The sequence below is a fragment of the Erwinia piriflorinigrans CFBP 5888 genome, from assembly GCF_001050515.1.
Taxonomy (GTDB): Bacteria; Pseudomonadota; Gammaproteobacteria; order Enterobacterales; family Enterobacteriaceae; genus Erwinia; species Erwinia piriflorinigrans.
The window spans coordinates 34,287-49,967 of the sequence record NZ_CAHS01000005.1; the positions used below are offsets into that span (position 1 = coordinate 34,287).

The window sequence follows — 15,681 nt, forward strand, 5'->3', positions numbered from 1 at the left end:
ATGCGGCCACTCCCGCCATTTCAGAGCGGTATTTCCGGGTTGCCCGGCTCACAAAATGCGCAAAATATAATAAGGAGTATAGGATGAAAGTTACAGTTCTCGGTGCAGCAGGTGGTATCGGCCAGGCGCTTGCCCTGCTGCTAAAGGTCCAACTCCCGGCAGGTTCAGAACTCTCACTGTATGACATCGCACCCGTTACGCCGGGCGTCGCGGTTGATCTAAGCCATATACCGACCTCGGTTAAGATTGAAGGCTTTAGTGGCGAAGATGCCACTTCGGCGCTGAAAGGTGCTGATGTGGTATTGATTTCGGCCGGCGTGGCGCGTAAACCGGGCATGGATCGCTCCGATCTGTTTAACGTGAACGCCGGTATCGTACGCAATCTGATTGAGCAGGTCGCTGCGACCAGCCCGAAAGCGCTGATCGGTATCATCACTAACCCGGTGAATACCACGGTGGCAATCGCTGCGGAAGTGCTGAAAAAGGCCGGCGTTTACGACAAAAATAAACTGTTTGGCGTCACCACGCTGGATATTATCCGCGCCAATACGTTTGTTGCGGCATTGAAAGGTAAGCAGCCTGAAGAAGTCAACGTCCCGGTTATTGGCGGTCATTCAGGCGTGACGATCCTGCCGCTATTGTCCCAGGTTCCGGGCGTGAGCGTCAGTGAGCAGGAGGCCGCTGACCTGACTAAACGCATACAGAACGCGGGTACCGAAGTGGTGGAGGCGAAGGCCGGTGGCGGCTCAGCAACACTGTCAATGGGTCAGGCGGCGGCACGTTTTGGACTGTCACTGGTGCGTGCGCTCAAAGGTGAAAGCAACGTCATTGAATATGCTTATGTTGAAGGGGATGGAGAATATGCGCGTTTCTTCTCACAGCCGCTGCTGTTAGGTAAGAACGGCATTGTTGAGCGTCGTCCTGTCGGAGAACTCAGCGCGTTCGAACAGCATGCGCTCACCAACATGCTGGATACGTTGAAAAAAGACATTGCGCAGGGTGAAGAGTTCGTTAAATAGCATCCTTTTGTGTGACCGGCCCTGTCGCCCGATGGGGCCAACCCGGCTTGCTTACTGACTCGGTTCCTCTTCTGGATACTCTTGCACAGTGACGGGAAGCGTCAGCTTTTTCTCATTACGACTGATTTCAACGTTAATCACGGTTCCAGGACGTATTTCTGCTACCTGATCCATCGTTTCCTGCGGGGACAAAGCCGCTACGCCATTCAGGCGGGTGATGACATCGTTAACCTGCATACCGGCTGCGTAAGCCGGGCTGCCAGGCTTGACCTCTGTTATGGCAATACCCTGACCCTGAATGTTGGTCATATTGTTATTCGGGTCGCTGAAACGCTGGATCGCCTGCCCGGTAATCCCGATATATCCACGAATAACCCGACCATCACGGATCAATTTTTCCATCACTTTGGTCGCCAGCTTGGTGGGGATAGCAAAGCCCAACCCTTCGGGTGTCTCACCATTACTGCTTTTATCAAATGACAGCGTATTAATCCCCACCAGTTCACCCAGTGAGTTAATCAGCGCGCCGCCCGAGTTGCCGCGATTGATTGAGGCATCCGTTTGCAGAAAATCCTGGCGGCGTGAGGGGCTAAGACCCACGCGTCCGGTTGCACCAATAATCCCCTGGGTTACCGTCTGGCCAATGTTATAGGGATTACCGATCGCCATCACCAGGTCGCCAATATGTGCAACACGGTCTGGGTTGATGGGGATCACTGGCAGATTAGTGGCATTAATTTTCAGCACCGCCAAATCGGTCACATAGTCAGAACCGGCTAAAAGTGCTTCAAAAGATCGCCCGTCCTGTAGATTAACGATAATTTGGCTGGCCGCGTTGATCACATGCTTATTGGTCAGAATGTAGCCGCGTGGGTCCATAATCACCCCAGAGCCGAGGGTATCGCTGGCACCGTTAGCGTTGTGGTTGTAGACATAGACGACGGCGGGCGCGGCGCGGCGTACCCCAGGGTTATAGCTGACCGGCTGCTGACTGCTGCTATCCTCGGTTTGCGAAAACAGATCGCTGCCGAGTCGAAGACCCGGTATCGCTAATAGAAGAATGCCGGCTATAAGGAGCCCGTAGATCGCTGAACGTATGAGTTTGGGAATCATGCTTATTCACGATGAATGAAAAAACGACTGGCAGGATAGCATGAGTTACGCGGACACAGTACCCCGTGTCCGCGCAGGGGCTACTGTAGTAACAGGTAGATGTTCTGGTCGCCGCGCATAACGCTGAGCACCAGCAGCAGAGGTTTCGTCGCCAGTATCTTGCGCAATTCAGCCAGGTTTTCTACCGGAGTACGGTTAACCCCGACAATGACATCCCCCTTTTGCAGGCCGAACTGGGTTGCCGCCGCGCTTTTCTCGACGTTATCCACCATGACACCTTTAGTGCCGTTTTTCGCCGTCCCATCGCTCAGGGCCACTCCCAGTAACGCTGGCGTCATCAGATCAACGTTGGCGCTGGTCTGGATACTGTTATCCAGCGTCACGCTAAGGGTCAGTGATTTACCTTCGCGCACCAGCCCCACCTTAACTGCCTGCCCGGGGGGGGTGATACCAATCTTGACGCGCAGTTCGGCAAAGTTGGCAATCTGCTTATCATCGATGCGGGTGATGATATCCCCGGCTTTTATTCCGGCCTTAGCGGCAGCAGACTGGGGTAAGACTTCATTGACGAAAGCACCACGCTGAACATCGATGTTAAAGGCTTTGGCCATATCGGCGGTCATCGCGGTGCCTTTAATACCCAGCTGGCCGCGTTTGATTTCGCCAAACTGGATCAGCTGCTGCGCCAGGCCCATTGCCATATTGCTCGGAATGGCAAAGCCAATGCCGATATTGCCGCCGCTCGATGCCAGAATCGCCGTATTTAGTCCGATTAGCTCGCCATTCAGATTGACCAGCGCACCGCCGGAGTTACCACGATTAATGGCTGCATCGGTCTGGATAAAGTTTTCCAGCCCTTCCAGATTCAAACCGCTGCGGCCCAGGGCAGAAACAATGCCCGAAGTGGCGGTTTGACCCAGACCAAAAGGATTGCCGATGGCAACGGTAAAATCCCCGACTTTCAGCTGGTCGGAATCGGCGATTTTCACCTGGGTCAGATTGCTTGCGCCGTTTAGCTGAATAAGTGCGATATCGGTTTGCTCATCGCGGCCGACCAATTTGGCGGTAAACTCGCGACCGTCGCTTAGCTGCACGCTGATCTTATCTGCCCCTTTGACAACATGATTATTGGTCAGCACGTAGCCTTTTGCCGCATCAATAATCACTCCGGAAGCCAGTCCCTCAGACACGGGGGGGCGGTTATTGCCGGGTGTGACTTCCTGACCTTTCTGGTCAAAATAGCGTTTCAACGGCGCAGGCATTTCCTGCTGCGGGTCGGCGCCTGGCGCTCCCTCGACATGTACGCTAACCACGGCAGGTAACACCCTCTCCAGCATCGGTGCCAAACTTGGCAACTGTTGCCCCTGAATCTGCGTGGGGAGAGAGGCGCTGGCGGCACAGGTCACGTTCAGTTGCAAACTGATACTTAATGCTAATGCGCTTAACAGATAGGATTTTTTCTTCATCGGAGTCAGCTCTCGCAACCAAAAGTAGGCCAGGTACAAAGTATGGCAGGCAGTGTGTTGATGGGCAGGGTGCGGTCGTCAGGCAAAAAAGGGGTGCTGCGCACCCCGATTTATTTACTTAACGGCGCGATCGCCACGAAGCAGACCAGAGGCGCTGTCCGGGTAATCACGCGGCATCTGCACCGGCACCTGATCGTTATCCGCTTCAGATTCGGTTAGCTGGTAAGCAAACGGGTTCTTCTCTCCCGGCAGATTAGGCAGCAGGTCATTAGATCCCTTTGCCATATGCTGATACAGCTGGCGATAGTCGCGTGCCATATTGTCCAGCAGCTCGGCGCTATGGGCGAAATGGTTGCTCAGTTCCTGATGGTAATCCGCCAGTTCTGCTTTGCTCTTCTCCAGCTCGTACTGCAGGCTATGTTGCTCACGCAGTTTTCGATTACCAAAACGCATTGCCACCGCGCCGATAATAACTCCAACGACTAGTCCAATTAGCGCGTATTCCCAGGTCATAATTACTCCCGTTTTGTCTTCGTTGTTCAGTAGGGCTGTTCCATTCAATACCCGTCACTATAACCGCTAATCTGATGGAAGTGGAATCCTGTGGCGGCTTCGCTTAGTGTAGAACGACTTTTTTTTCGACGAACTGCCATCTGGCCGGGTAATTTTCAGGGAATGTAACTAAATTATGCAAACGATGTCTCCACTGGCGCTCTATCAACAGGCGCTGGACGACGGCGAGTATCAGCCCGATGACGTACAGCATGCCGCCGTCACCCGTTTAGACGGTATTTATCAGGTATTAAGCCATGCCAGCGCACCGCCTGTTCCCGCCAGCGCCGGTCTGTTGGGTAAGCTACATAAGCTACTGACAAAAACGAAACCCGATGTTCAGACACCGGCACGCGGGCTGTATATGTGGGGTGGCGTGGGGCGCGGTAAGACCTGGCTGATGGATATGTTTTTTCGGGCCATTCCTGGTGAGCGTAAACAACGCCTGCACTTTCACCGTTTTATGCTGCGCGTGCATCAGGAGCTGACCGAGTTACAGGGACACAGCGATCCGCTACAAATTGTTGCCGACCGTTTTAAAGCCGAGACCGATCTGCTGTGCTTCGACGAGTTTTTTGTCTCTGACATCACCGATGCCATGTTGCTGGGGACGCTGATGGAGGCGTTGTTCAGTCGGGGTATTACGCTGGTGGCGACCTCAAATATTCCGCCGGACGATCTCTATCGTAACGGTTTGCAGCGTGCGCGTTTTATGCCGGCGATAGCAATGATCAAGCAGCACTGCGAAGTGATGAATGTGGATGCAGGGATTGATTACCGCCTGCGCACGCTGACTGCCGCACACCTTTGGATCACCCCGCTGGGCGCGGAAGCGTCTCAAGAGATGGATAGCATGTTTGTTGCGCTGTCGGGTAGGGCACCCCAGGCTAATGAATCGCTGGAAATTAACCATCGCCAGCTGCCGACGCTGGGCGTGGCTGACGGGGTGGTGGCAATGAGCTTTCTGGCTCTTTGTGGCGAAGGGCGCAGCCAGCACGACTATATTGAGTTGTCTCGCCGTTTTCATAGCGTATTGCTGTATGATGTGCCGGTGATGATCTACAAAACCGAAGACCAGGCCCGGCGTTTTCTGGCGCTGGTAGATGAATTCTACGAGCGTCACGTTAAGCTGGTGGTCTCGGCGGAAACCTCACTGTTCGAGATTTATCAGGGCACACGGCTGAAGTTTGAATACCAGCGCTGCGTTTCGCGCCTGCAAGAGATGCAGAGCGAAGAGTATCTGCGTCTGGCGCATTTGCCCTGAGACAGATGTGGGCTTGATAACATCGCAATTTTATCGCAGAAAACGTTCGATCTTTAAGAGCGACTTCTCTATAATCTTGCGACCCCACGTTACAGCAAAGGTTTTTTTCCCAAAACTCTTTGTGTTCCAGTAACTCTATCCGAAGGGGTGGGCTTGCTGGTCAAGATGGTCGTGTGAGCTCCAACCGTTTATTCAAGCGTTTGGGATTTCACCAACGTGTAACTTAATTTGGGTAAGCTTTTAGATGAAAACTTTTACAGCTAAGCCAGAATCGGTCCAACGTGACTGGTATGTTGTTGACGCAACAGGCAAAACCTTAGGTCGTTTAGCGACTGAACTGGCTCGTCGTCTGCGCGGTAAGCACAAAGCGGAATATACTCCGCACGTCGATACTGGTGATTACATTATCGTTCTTAACGCTGAGAAAGTTGCCGTAACCGGTAACAAGCGTAGCGATAAGATTTATTACCATCACACCGGCCACATCGGTGGTATCAAGCAAGCGACCTTCGAAGAGATGATTGCTCGCCGTCCTGAACGCGTGATTGAAATCGCGGTTAAAGGCATGCTGCCAAAGGGCCCGCTGGGCCGTGCTATGTACCGTAAACTGAAAGTTTACGCGGGCAACGAGCACAACCATGCGGCACAGCAACCGCAAGTTCTTGACATTTAATCGGGATTACAGGCAATGGCTGAGAATCAAAACTACGGCACTGGTCGCCGCAAAAGCTCTTCCGCACGCGTCTTTATTAAGCCGGGTAGCGGTAACATCGTTATCAACCAGCGTTCATTAGAACAGTACTTCGGTCGCGAAACTGCCCGCATGGTAGTTCGTCAGCCGCTGGAACTGCTGGACATGGTCGGTAAATTCGATCTGTACATCACCGTTAAAGGTGGTGGTATCTCTGGTCAGGCTGGTGCGATCCGTCACGGTATCACACGCGCTCTGATGGAGTATGATGAGTCACTGCGTGGCGAACTGCGTAAAGCAGGCTTCGTTACTCGTGATGCTCGTCAGGTTGAACGTAAGAAAGTCGGTCTGCGTAAAGCACGTCGTCGTCCTCAGTTCTCCAAACGTTAATTTTTTCTGCTTCGGCAGATTCAATTATCGGAAAACCCGGTGCCCAGGCACCGGGTTTTTTATTTGTCTCTCGCAACAAAATGCGCCCAAGACACGGGGCTTTATCATTTTCCCGGCAATTGCGTATTCCCATCCCCACAAGCAGGCTAAAATCTGGTAAACTATGTGTCACTTTGTGCCCATTAGTCGGGCAAAGATGCGTCTATCCTGTATGGGTAGGGAGCGTTTGTCTTCAGGCTAATGGCAATGATGAGTCGCCGTGTGATGGCTATTCGCAGTAATTTTCTCGATAAACTTGGAGGTTTACATGGCTGTCGCTGCCAACAAACGTTCGGTAATGACGCTGTTTTCTGGTCCGACTGACATTTTTAGCCATCAGGTACGCATTGTACTGGCTGAAAAGGGTGTGAGCGTCGAGATCGAGCAGGTTGAAACGGATAACCTGCCACAGGATCTGATCGACCTCAACCCATACCGTACCGTACCCACCCTTGTCGATCGCGAGCTGACGCTGTATGAATCGCGCATCATCATGGAATATCTGGACGAACGTTTTCCACACCCACCGTTGATGCCGGTCTATCCGGTTGCGCGTGGTGAAAGCCGCCTGATGATGCACCGCGTTGAGCAGGACTGGTACAGCCTGATGCGTAAAGTCGAAAACGGCACGGCGCAGGAAGCGGAAGCTGCACGTAAGCAGCTGCGTGAAGAGCTGCTGGCAATCGCTCCACTGTTCGCGCGCACGCCTTTCTTTATGAGCGAAGAGTTTAGCCTGGTTGACTGCTATCTGGCTCCGCTGCTGTGGCGTTTACCGCAGATGGGCATTGAGCTGCTGGGCGCAGGTTCAAAAGAGCTGAAAGGCTATATGACTCGTGTATTCGAGCGTGATTCCTTCCTTGCTTCCCTGACGGAAGCGGAACGTGAAATGCGCCTGCACACGCGGGGCTGATACGATGGAAATGACTCAACTGACGGCACGCCGTCCCTACCTGTTGCGCGCTTTTTATGAGTGGTTGCTTGATAACGATCTCACGCCGCATCTGGTCGTCGACATTAATTTGCCCGACGTGATGGTTCCTCTGGAGTATGCGCGTGATGGTCAGATCGTTCTGAACATCGCACCCCGCGCGGTAGGGGACCTGGAGCTGGGCAATGATGAAGTCCGTTTCAGCGCACGTTTTGGTGGCGTTCCGCGCCAGGTTTCCGTCCCGTTAGCGGCGGTGTTGGCGATTTATGCCCGTGAAAACGGTGCCGGCACCATGTTTGAACCTGAACCCGAGTACGATGGAATAGACGAGGATCAGGCCTCAAACGGCGAAGATGGCGGCCCGGAAACGGTCATGTCGGTGATTGACGGCGATCGTCCCGATGACAGCGCGACCGATGATGACGGCCCTGGTGACGAACCGCCTCCGCGCGGCGGTCGTCCGGCGCTGCGCGTGGTGAAATAAAGCACCGTCCAGGTGGCTTAAGTCACCTGAATCAAAACGGTGATGGAATAAGTATCCGGTGACCTGAGGGTTGCCGGATTTTTTTTTTGCTGTATCCGTGCGTTTTCGCCGTCGGCCAATAAAGAACATGGCCGACGGAGGACGTCATCAGGTTTTAGTAGACGTCGCGCAGATAGCGTTTCTCTTTCTTCAGCTGGTCAATGTAATCCGCTGCGCGCTCCGATGACATGCCGCCGAACTGGCTAACTATCTGGTACAGCGCTTTATCGACATCTTTCGCCATACGTGACGCATCGCCGCAGACGTAGAAACAGCCACCTTCCTGTAACCAGGCAAACAGCTCTGCCCCCTGTTCCAGCATCCGATCCTGCACGTAAATTTTATCCGCCTGATCGCGTGAGAAAGCCAGATCGAGGCGTGTCAGCAGGCCGTTTTCCTGCCACTTAGCCAGTTCATCGCGATAGATATAATCATGCTCCTGATGCTGATCGCCAAAGAACAGCCAGTTTTTACCTTTCGCACTTAACGCTTCACGCTCCTCAAGGAAGGCGCGGAACGGCGCGATGCCGGTCCCTGGTCCGATCATAATCAGCGGAGCATCGTTATTCGGCGGCAGGCGGAAGGCTTTATTTGGCGAGATAAAGATGGCTGGCTTTTCACCACGCTTCACGCGTTCTGCAAGGTAAGTCGAGCAGACGCCGCCGCGTGCACGCCCGCCGCTGTGATAACGCACGGAAGCGATGGTCAGATGCACCTGGTTCGGATGCGCTTTCTGGCTGGAAGAGATCGAGTAGGCGCGGTGTTGTAGCGGTCGCAGCAGAGCAACAAACTCAGGAATGCTTAACGGGCGGGTCGTATCGAGCTGTAACAGGTCGAGAGTATCTTTCCCCCACAGCCAGACGCCCAGCGCATCCCTGTCATCGTGTTGCAGCACATGGCGCAACTCCTGATTGCGGGTGTTCTGTCCCACCCATTCGATCAGCTTGCGTGAAGGTTCAGAAATCTCGAACTGATAGGTTAACAGATCGCCCAGGCTTCTCTCAAAGCCCGGCACCGGGGTGTCGTAATCGGATTTAAGCTGGGTCAACAGCAGGTTAACCAATGCAGGCTCGTTCACCGGGATCACGCCTAGCGCATCACCGGCCTCGTACTTCAGGCCGCTGTCGCTCAGATCAAACTCAAAGTGACGAATGTCCTTGCCGGAATCTTCGCCGGAAAGACGTTTGTTGGTGACCAGTGTTGCCGCATAGGGGTTATTTTTGTTGCTGCCGGGGATAACCGGCGCTTCCGGTGCGCTGTCCAACACCTTGCCACTGCTGCCGGCGCTGGCGGCGAACTGCGGCATCGACTGGTCGAGCCATGCGTTGGACGGCTCCTCAAAGTCGATATCACAGTCAATGCGTTCATAGACCCGTTTCGCGCCCAGCTGCTCAAGACGCATATCGATGAATTTACCCGCCTGACAGAAGCCGTCATAGCCGGTATCGCCAATCGCCAGCACCGCAAAGTGCATCTGCTCAAGGCGTGGCGCGGTGCTGGCAGTGATGGCCTGCCAGAACAGCTGGGCATTATCCGGCATTTCACCTTCGCCGTAGGTCGAGGTGATCACCAGCACGTGGCGCATGGTGGCGAATACGTCGAGATCGACTTCATCCAGGCCCTGAACCACCGGCACCAGGCCTTTCGCGCGCGCGACCCTGGCGGCGCTTTGCGCCAGCGCTTCGGCGTTGCCCGTCTGCGAACCAAACAGAATATGCAGCTGGGTGGTGGTGGCCGATGCCGATGCCCCGGCTGCCTGGGGCTGATTTTCCAGTACCAGCAGGCGTGAGTGTAATCCGGCAAGAAAACCTGCCAGCCAAAACTTCTGCTCGCCATTAAATGGCGCATCTTCAGGAATATAAGGAATTTTCATCGCTTTTATTTACTCAATCCCGTTGCTGATTCTGTTGATATTCAGTGCATTATCCGGCTAATTTGCCGACCGCTGCCGCTAACTCCGGCAGTGCCGCTCGGGCAAACAGCTCTTCAAAGTCAGGCAGTCGCCCCAGTACTTCTCTGTTGCGCGCATCCTGATACAGGATCCAGCCATATGTGGCCAGGCTGTCCATCGAACGGATATTACGTTGCGTCAGAGCCGCTTTGTAATCCGCCATGCGTTTGGCACCTATCAGGCAGGCCAGCTGCTCATCGCTGTAGCTTTCAATCGCCGCACGGCCGTGACGCTGCAATTTACCGATCAGAGTAAAGTCCTCTGTCATCAGCAGGTTACGTACCGCTTTCTCCACCGCCGGCTCCTGCACCGGCGTGCCTTTCGGCAGACGGGAGAGCGCCAGCTGCTGTGCGCAGCTCAACACGGTGTAATTATTCAGCAGCACCAGCATTTCAGGGGTGTCCATTGCGCCGTAAACTGGAACCGATCCGTTGGCGATAGGTTTACCCGCACGCCACGCGGCTTTAAATTTCGCCACCTGGTGACCCGCAAGCGAGGTAGACAGCTCTTCCAGCAGGTCTTTACGCGCTTTTGCCTTGAGGATTTCCGCAGCGTCCTGATACAGCAGCAGCGAACGTGGCATCACGTAGACAAAATGCTGGCTTTCCGTTTCCCAGTGGTCGAGTAACCACTGGGCGCGTGGCGAACCGGTGGCTTCCAGGTGCCAGTTCAGCATCGTCAATACCGCCTGTTGATGCACGCGAGCCATCTCATTGTCATCACTGATGGCTCCAAGCATCACCGAGTCAGCGGCAGCGGAACCCGCCAGCGTGCCATACGGATCGTACTGATAGGCGAAACCGCCGCTCATACCGTTACCGAAGCCTGTGCCATAAGTGCCAAGGTTCAGTACCGCGCCGTTGGTCATATACTCACAGCAGAAATCACCAACGCCTTCGACCACCGCCGTGGCTCCCGAGTTACGCACGGCAAATCGGTCGCCCGCCTGACCTTGGGCAAACAGACGCCCGCCGGTGGCACCAAACAGCGCAAAGTTGCCGATCAGCACGTTCCCTTCCGCATCCTGCGAGCCGCCGCCTGGCGATATGACGATAATTTCGCCGCCGCACTGGCCTTTACCCACGCCGTCGTTACAGGTGCCCTGGTGCTGTAGTTGCATACCGTCATTACAGAACACGCCGTACGACTGCCCGGCAGAGCCGGAGGTGACAATAGTCACCGTGGCCGGTGCAAGATAGCGGCGACCGCGATCGTCCTGTAGCGCCGCCGGAATGCGGGCAACATGTTCGGCGTTCAGCTGGTGGTTGAGCAGGCGTTCGATATCGATAGCCAGCTGTCCACCGACGCTTTTATGACGGTTATTCAGGATTATCCCGTTGCCCAGTTCTATCGCGTTCGATCCCTGGGTGACCAGCTGTTCCTGCAAGCGGTCGATCCAGCCGTTATCCAGCGTAAAATCTTTTTCCAGATACACCGGATGGCTGATTTTCATTTCGGGAACCACCGTCAGCATGGCGCGCAGATCGAGCTTGCCCACTTCCAGCGGATGATCCATCAGGTGCAGCAGGTCGGAGCGGCCACGGGCTTCGCGCAGTGAACGCAGACCGAGCCGCGCCAGCATCTCGCGCACTTCGTGTGCCACATTGATGAAATACTGCGCCAGCTGACGCGGATCGCCATCAAACGCCTCGGCGTTGGTGGTCAGTCCCGCCGGGCATTTCACATTACAGTTTTTCGCCATCACGCACTTCAGCATCATCAGTGCCGTGGTGCCGAACTCGAAGCTATCACCGCCCAGCAGCGCGGATTTCACCACATCGCTGCCGGTCTGCTGCGCGCCGGAGCAACGCAGCAGGACTTTCTCACGCAGGCCGTTGGCGCAGAGCGCCTGATGGACTTCAGCGATGCCGATTTCCGCCACGCGCCCGGTGTATTTCAGGCTGGTGACGGAGGCTGCCCCGGTGCCGCCGGTATTACCGGCCACGTTGATCACGTCAGCTCCGGCTTTTGCTACGCCAACCGCAATGGTGCCAATCCCTTCCGAAGAAACCAGCTTGACGATGACGCGCACGCGCGCGGCTTTACAGTCGTGGATCAGCTGCGCCAAATCCTCGATGGAGTAGGTATCGTGGTGCGGAGGAGGGGAGACCAGCTCCACGCCCGGCGTACCGCCACGGGCTGCGGCAATTTCCACCGTCACTTTGGCCGACGGCAGCTGGCCGCCTTCGCCGGGCTTCGCCCCCTGACCAATTTTAATTTCCAGCTCTTCCAGCATCGGGTCAGCCAGATAGGCGGCCCAGACGCCGAAACGACCGGATGCCAGCTGCTTAATACGTGATGCACGGATGGTGCCGTGACGCGAGTAGTGTTCGCCCCCTTCGCCACAGTTGCTCATGCCGCCGACCATATTGGTGCCGTGCGCCACCGCTTCATGCGCCGGAGCGACCAGCGCGCCGTGGCTCATCGCCCCGGAGGCAAAGGTGCGGGTAATTTCGTGCGCTGGCTGTACTTCGCTCATTGGCAATGCCGGGGCAATAGTGAAGATGCGCGCCAGATACTCTGCCGCTTTGCCATGTGCCGTGAGATGCAGCGCGTCTGCTGTCACCTCAGCATGCTCGATGGCATCACCGAAGCGTTTGGTCAGTACGCCGCACAGCGTGGTCAGGCGCTCCTGCTCGCTTTTCAGTCCGGCTACCGCATCGGTCAGGCGCAGTCTGAACTGGCCTTCGCATTCTGCGAGGGCCTCGCACACCAGCCCGCGCACCGCAAAGCCGTTGTTAACCAGCGAGTAACGGCCCAGCTTGCGGGTGAATTCCGCCTCGCTGTCAACGTGGGTTAAATCTGCCGGGAAAGCCAGAATATCGCGTAGCGCCGCCGGACGGCGTTTGCGCTCTTCCAGCATCAGACTGGAGAACTGGCGATAGTCAGCGGTAATGGTAAAGTTATCGATAACCTCGTCAGGAATACGTTCAAAACTGCTGTCGGCGAAGGATTTCGTTTTGATATGAAACGCATTATCCAGTTTTGCCAGCGTCATCAGGCGGATAAAGTTATCCTCCTCGCGCGGTTTATCGGCAAAGCGGATAGGTTGCTCTGTCATATCAATAAAGGTACGCACCGCAATGGTGCCGTAGGAGTGACCTGCCCCTTCCGCCCGCTCTTTGAACAGGCCGAGTAGCGGAACGTCATTTTCCCCCTGCACGCGGAGCGCACTCTGGTGCCAGTCAACCGCCATCTGCGCGATAGAGGCAAAGCCTGCACCGCCTACCGGGGTTTTGATGTTAGGGAAGTACTTTTTCAGCACGCGATCTTCGGTATCAAGGAAGTTCGGCTCAAAGAATTCGCCGCAGCTGTAGCTCTCCACGGTACACAAGCCGACTTTGCCCATCGTTTTCATCAGGGCTTTCTCGGCGGCTTTGGCGTAACGCTTAAAGGCTTTATTGCCGCTTTCACCCTCGCCATATTTCTCTTCGGCACGCATCTGCACGCCCAGTGGATAGATGGCGGAAGCCCCAAAGCCCAGCGCCGCCGCGATATGGTGGGAAGAGATGCTCTGGCCGCTTTCCACCACCAGCGAGACGTCCAGACGCAGACCTTCCTGCACCAGGCGCTGGTTAATGGCGGATACCACCAGCAGCATCGGGATAGCGGCGCTGGTGCTGGAGAGATGACGGTCGGTGATCACCGCGATGCCACCCTGTTCACGGGCGAAATCAACCACCTGCTGTGCCAGCTCATCAATGGCGTGTTCCAGTGCATCAGCATTGGCCGCGCGGCTTGCGGTATCGCTGCCGATCACCGGCGTATAGAGCATTTCAAAGCGAGCATATGGCGCTACGGTCTGCTCACGCAGTTGCAGCATATCAAGGTGCGTCAGGATCGGCGTGGGAACAACGATCTGTTGACCCTTGCTGCGACCTAAATGCGGTTTGGCACCCAGGGCCACCCGCAGGGTCATACCGTCAACCTCACGGATGGAATCCAGGGGTGGATTGGTGACCTGGGCAAAGCGCTGGGAGAAATAGTGCGCCATGCCGCCTTCATGGTCGGACAGGGCGTTGATGGCGTTGCCGTAACCCATGGCGGAGATTTTCTCTGCGCCGGTGGTGAGCATCGGGTCCATCATGAATTTGAAGCTTTCCTGATTGTAGTAGTAAGCGACAAATCGCTGCCAGGTTTTAAGATCGCCGCTATAACGCAATGGCGATCCCTGTTGTTCAGCCGGGATCACCGGCAGATCTTGCAACAGCACGCGGGACTGCGCCAGCAAGGCCGGATAGTCAGCCACCGCCGCCAGTTTTTCCAGCGCTTCAAGCGTGGTGTAGCTGCGTTTTTCGCGGTGATCGTAATACAGCATCCCGCCCGCTTCGATACGGCCACGGCGCAGCACGCTTTCTGGCGGGAAGGCGATCTGACCCGCTTCAGACATGGCACCAATATAGTCGGCGGTTTCCACCGAACGCAGCGGACGCAGGCCGAGGCGGTCCAGACGCGCGCCGATCACTTCGCCATTACCGAAAATCAGCGCTGCCGGGCCGTCGTTCTTCTCTTCATAAAGAGAGAAGTACTCCAGCATGGCGCGCACTTCGGTCGACAGTGTCGGATCGTTTTCCCATGCGGGCGGCATCATGGACACCACGGCGGTGATCAGGTCGAGATTGTCTTCCATCAGGCGGCTGTGGATACTCTGATCGAGACGCGAGCTGTCCGATTGTCCCTTAGGCCGCACGATGTTCTTACCACGCGCCAGCGCCAGTGCGGCTTCCGCAATACGGTTTTTACGGTCGGTGTTTAACTCACCGTTGTGCGCCATGAGCCGGAACGGCTGTGCCATCGTGGTATGTGGATCGGTATTGGTTGAGAAGCGCGTATGGAAGAACAGACCGCGTACCTGATGATCGGTATCGGTCAGATCCTTGAAATAGGGGATCACTTCATTCGAGTTTAGGCGTGCTTTCAGAACCTGAGTGCGCGAGGAGAGTGACAGCGGGTAGAGTCCGCCGAATTCACTTTCGCTAAAGGCGCGGGCTTCGATTTGCAGCAGGGCGCGATAAATGCGCTTCTCAAAATCAATTTGGCTGGTGATATCGTCGGGAGCAGCAAAGATCCATTGCGCGATGGGCAGCTGGAAAGAGATCGCTGCCGGACGTAATACGCTGTTATCCAGCGGGATATCACGCCGGGCAATGATCTTGAGGTCGCAGGCGTGTAGCGTATCTTCAACCAGACGCTCGGCATTGGCGCGCAGCGCGCTGTCCTTCGGCACAAAGAAGTTACCCACGCCAAAACGGCCTGCTTCCAGCGCTTGCCCGGTGATTTTACGGAAGAAGTGCAGCGAGAGATCCACGTTCACCCCGGCTCCATCACCCACGCCTTCGGCAGACATTCCCCCACGATGCGGAACGGTGCACAGGGCGCTGTGTGCCATTTCCAGCACCTCATGAGTTTGCGCGCCATCCTTACGCGTAATGAAGCCCACGCCGCAGCTGTCGCTGTCTTTCGATGGGTCATACAAGCCATAAGGGAAAGGTTTTGAGTTGGACATCGTGGGCCTCCTGAACTTCTTTTGACATTACCTGTATTTTTTCAGGCACAGAGCACAACGGAGTGTTGCCTCAGGCTCTGTATCATTTGCTTGCCGCTAAAATGCGGACACTGTGGCTCCGGGCATTTCATTATCAGACACGTTCTTGCCGTCCTTTAATGTCTTGCTCGCTAAAATCCTGGTCTCAAATTGGAGATAACTTGCATCACGAGGGAATCGTCTTGCTGCATAGATATGCC

The 15,681-nt window shown here is 55.5% G+C and carries 11 protein-coding genes; 6 read left to right on the forward strand and 5 right to left on the reverse strand.

Features of this window, described 5'->3' with window-relative positions; all coding sequences use genetic code 11:
• The first annotated feature begins 83 nt into the window (after positions 1-83).
• Positions 84-1,019 (forward strand): malate dehydrogenase, encoded by a 936-nt coding sequence (gene mdh, locus EPIR_RS01500; protein WP_023653513.1) that lies wholly within the window; start codon positions 84-86, stop codon positions 1,017-1,019.
• Positions 1,020-1,070: 51 nt separating this feature from the next.
• Here the strand turns inward: mdh and degS are convergent, their stop codons facing one another.
• The 3 genes from degS to zapG form a co-directional block, all read right to left on the reverse strand.
• Positions 1,071-2,132 (reverse strand): outer membrane-stress sensor serine endopeptidase DegS, encoded by a 1,062-nt coding sequence (degS, locus tag EPIR_RS01505; RefSeq protein WP_023653514.1) that lies wholly within the window; start codon positions 2,130-2,132, stop codon positions 1,071-1,073.
• Positions 2,133-2,212: 80 nt separating this feature from the next.
• Positions 2,213-3,598, reverse strand: a complete 1,386-nt coding sequence (gene degQ, locus EPIR_RS01510; RefSeq protein ID WP_023653515.1) for a serine endoprotease DegQ — start codon at positions 3,596-3,598, stop codon at positions 2,213-2,215.
• 114 nt (positions 3,599-3,712) lie between these two features.
• The gene (gene zapG / locus EPIR_RS01515; protein WP_023653516.1) at positions 3,713-4,111 is read right to left on the reverse strand and encodes a Z-ring associated protein ZapG; all 399 of its coding nucleotides are present in this window, start codon (positions 4,109-4,111) and stop codon (positions 3,713-3,715) included.
• Positions 4,112-4,286: 175 nt separating this feature from the next.
• Here zapG and zapE point away from each other — a divergent pair, with 175 nt between their 5' ends.
• The 5 genes from zapE to sspB all read left to right on the forward strand — a co-directional run bounded on the left by zapE (position 4,287) and on the right by sspB (position 7,946).
• Complete coding sequence (gene zapE, locus EPIR_RS01520; RefSeq protein ID WP_023653517.1) at positions 4,287-5,414, forward strand: cell division protein ZapE; 1,128 nt, start codon at positions 4,287-4,289, stop codon at positions 5,412-5,414.
• A 244-nt stretch (positions 5,415-5,658) separates the two neighbouring features.
• Positions 5,659-6,087, forward strand: coding sequence for a 50S ribosomal protein L13 (gene rplM / locus EPIR_RS01525; protein ID WP_004155066.1), 429 nt, complete (start codon positions 5,659-5,661; stop codon positions 6,085-6,087).
• Positions 6,088-6,102: 15 nt separating this feature from the next.
• Positions 6,103-6,495, forward strand: coding sequence for a 30S ribosomal protein S9 (gene rpsI, locus EPIR_RS01530; protein ID WP_004168023.1), 393 nt, complete (start codon positions 6,103-6,105; stop codon positions 6,493-6,495).
• A gap of 307 nt (positions 6,496-6,802) precedes the next feature.
• The gene (gene sspA / locus EPIR_RS01535) at positions 6,803-7,444 is read left to right on the forward strand and encodes a stringent starvation protein SspA (RefSeq protein WP_023653518.1); all 642 of its coding nucleotides are present in this window, start codon (positions 6,803-6,805) and stop codon (positions 7,442-7,444) included.
• 4 nt (positions 7,445-7,448) lie between these two features.
• Positions 7,449-7,946: a ClpXP protease specificity-enhancing factor gene (gene sspB / locus EPIR_RS01540; protein ID WP_023653519.1), complete on the forward strand. Its 498-nt coding sequence runs from the start codon at positions 7,449-7,451 to the stop codon at positions 7,944-7,946.
• 154 nt (positions 7,947-8,100) lie between these two features.
• On the opposite strand, the gene EPIR_RS01545 is transcribed toward sspB, so the two are convergent.
• On the reverse strand, positions 8,101-9,858 hold the full coding sequence (locus EPIR_RS01545; RefSeq protein WP_023653521.1) for a sulfite reductase subunit alpha: 1,758 nt from the start codon (positions 9,856-9,858) through the stop codon (positions 8,101-8,103).
• Between the two features lie 49 nt (positions 9,859-9,907).
• Entirely contained in the window at positions 9,908-15,442 is a 5,535-nt protein-coding gene (locus EPIR_RS01550) for a glutamate synthase-related protein (protein WP_023653522.1), read from the reverse strand.
• Positions 15,443-15,681: the final 239 nt, after the last annotated feature.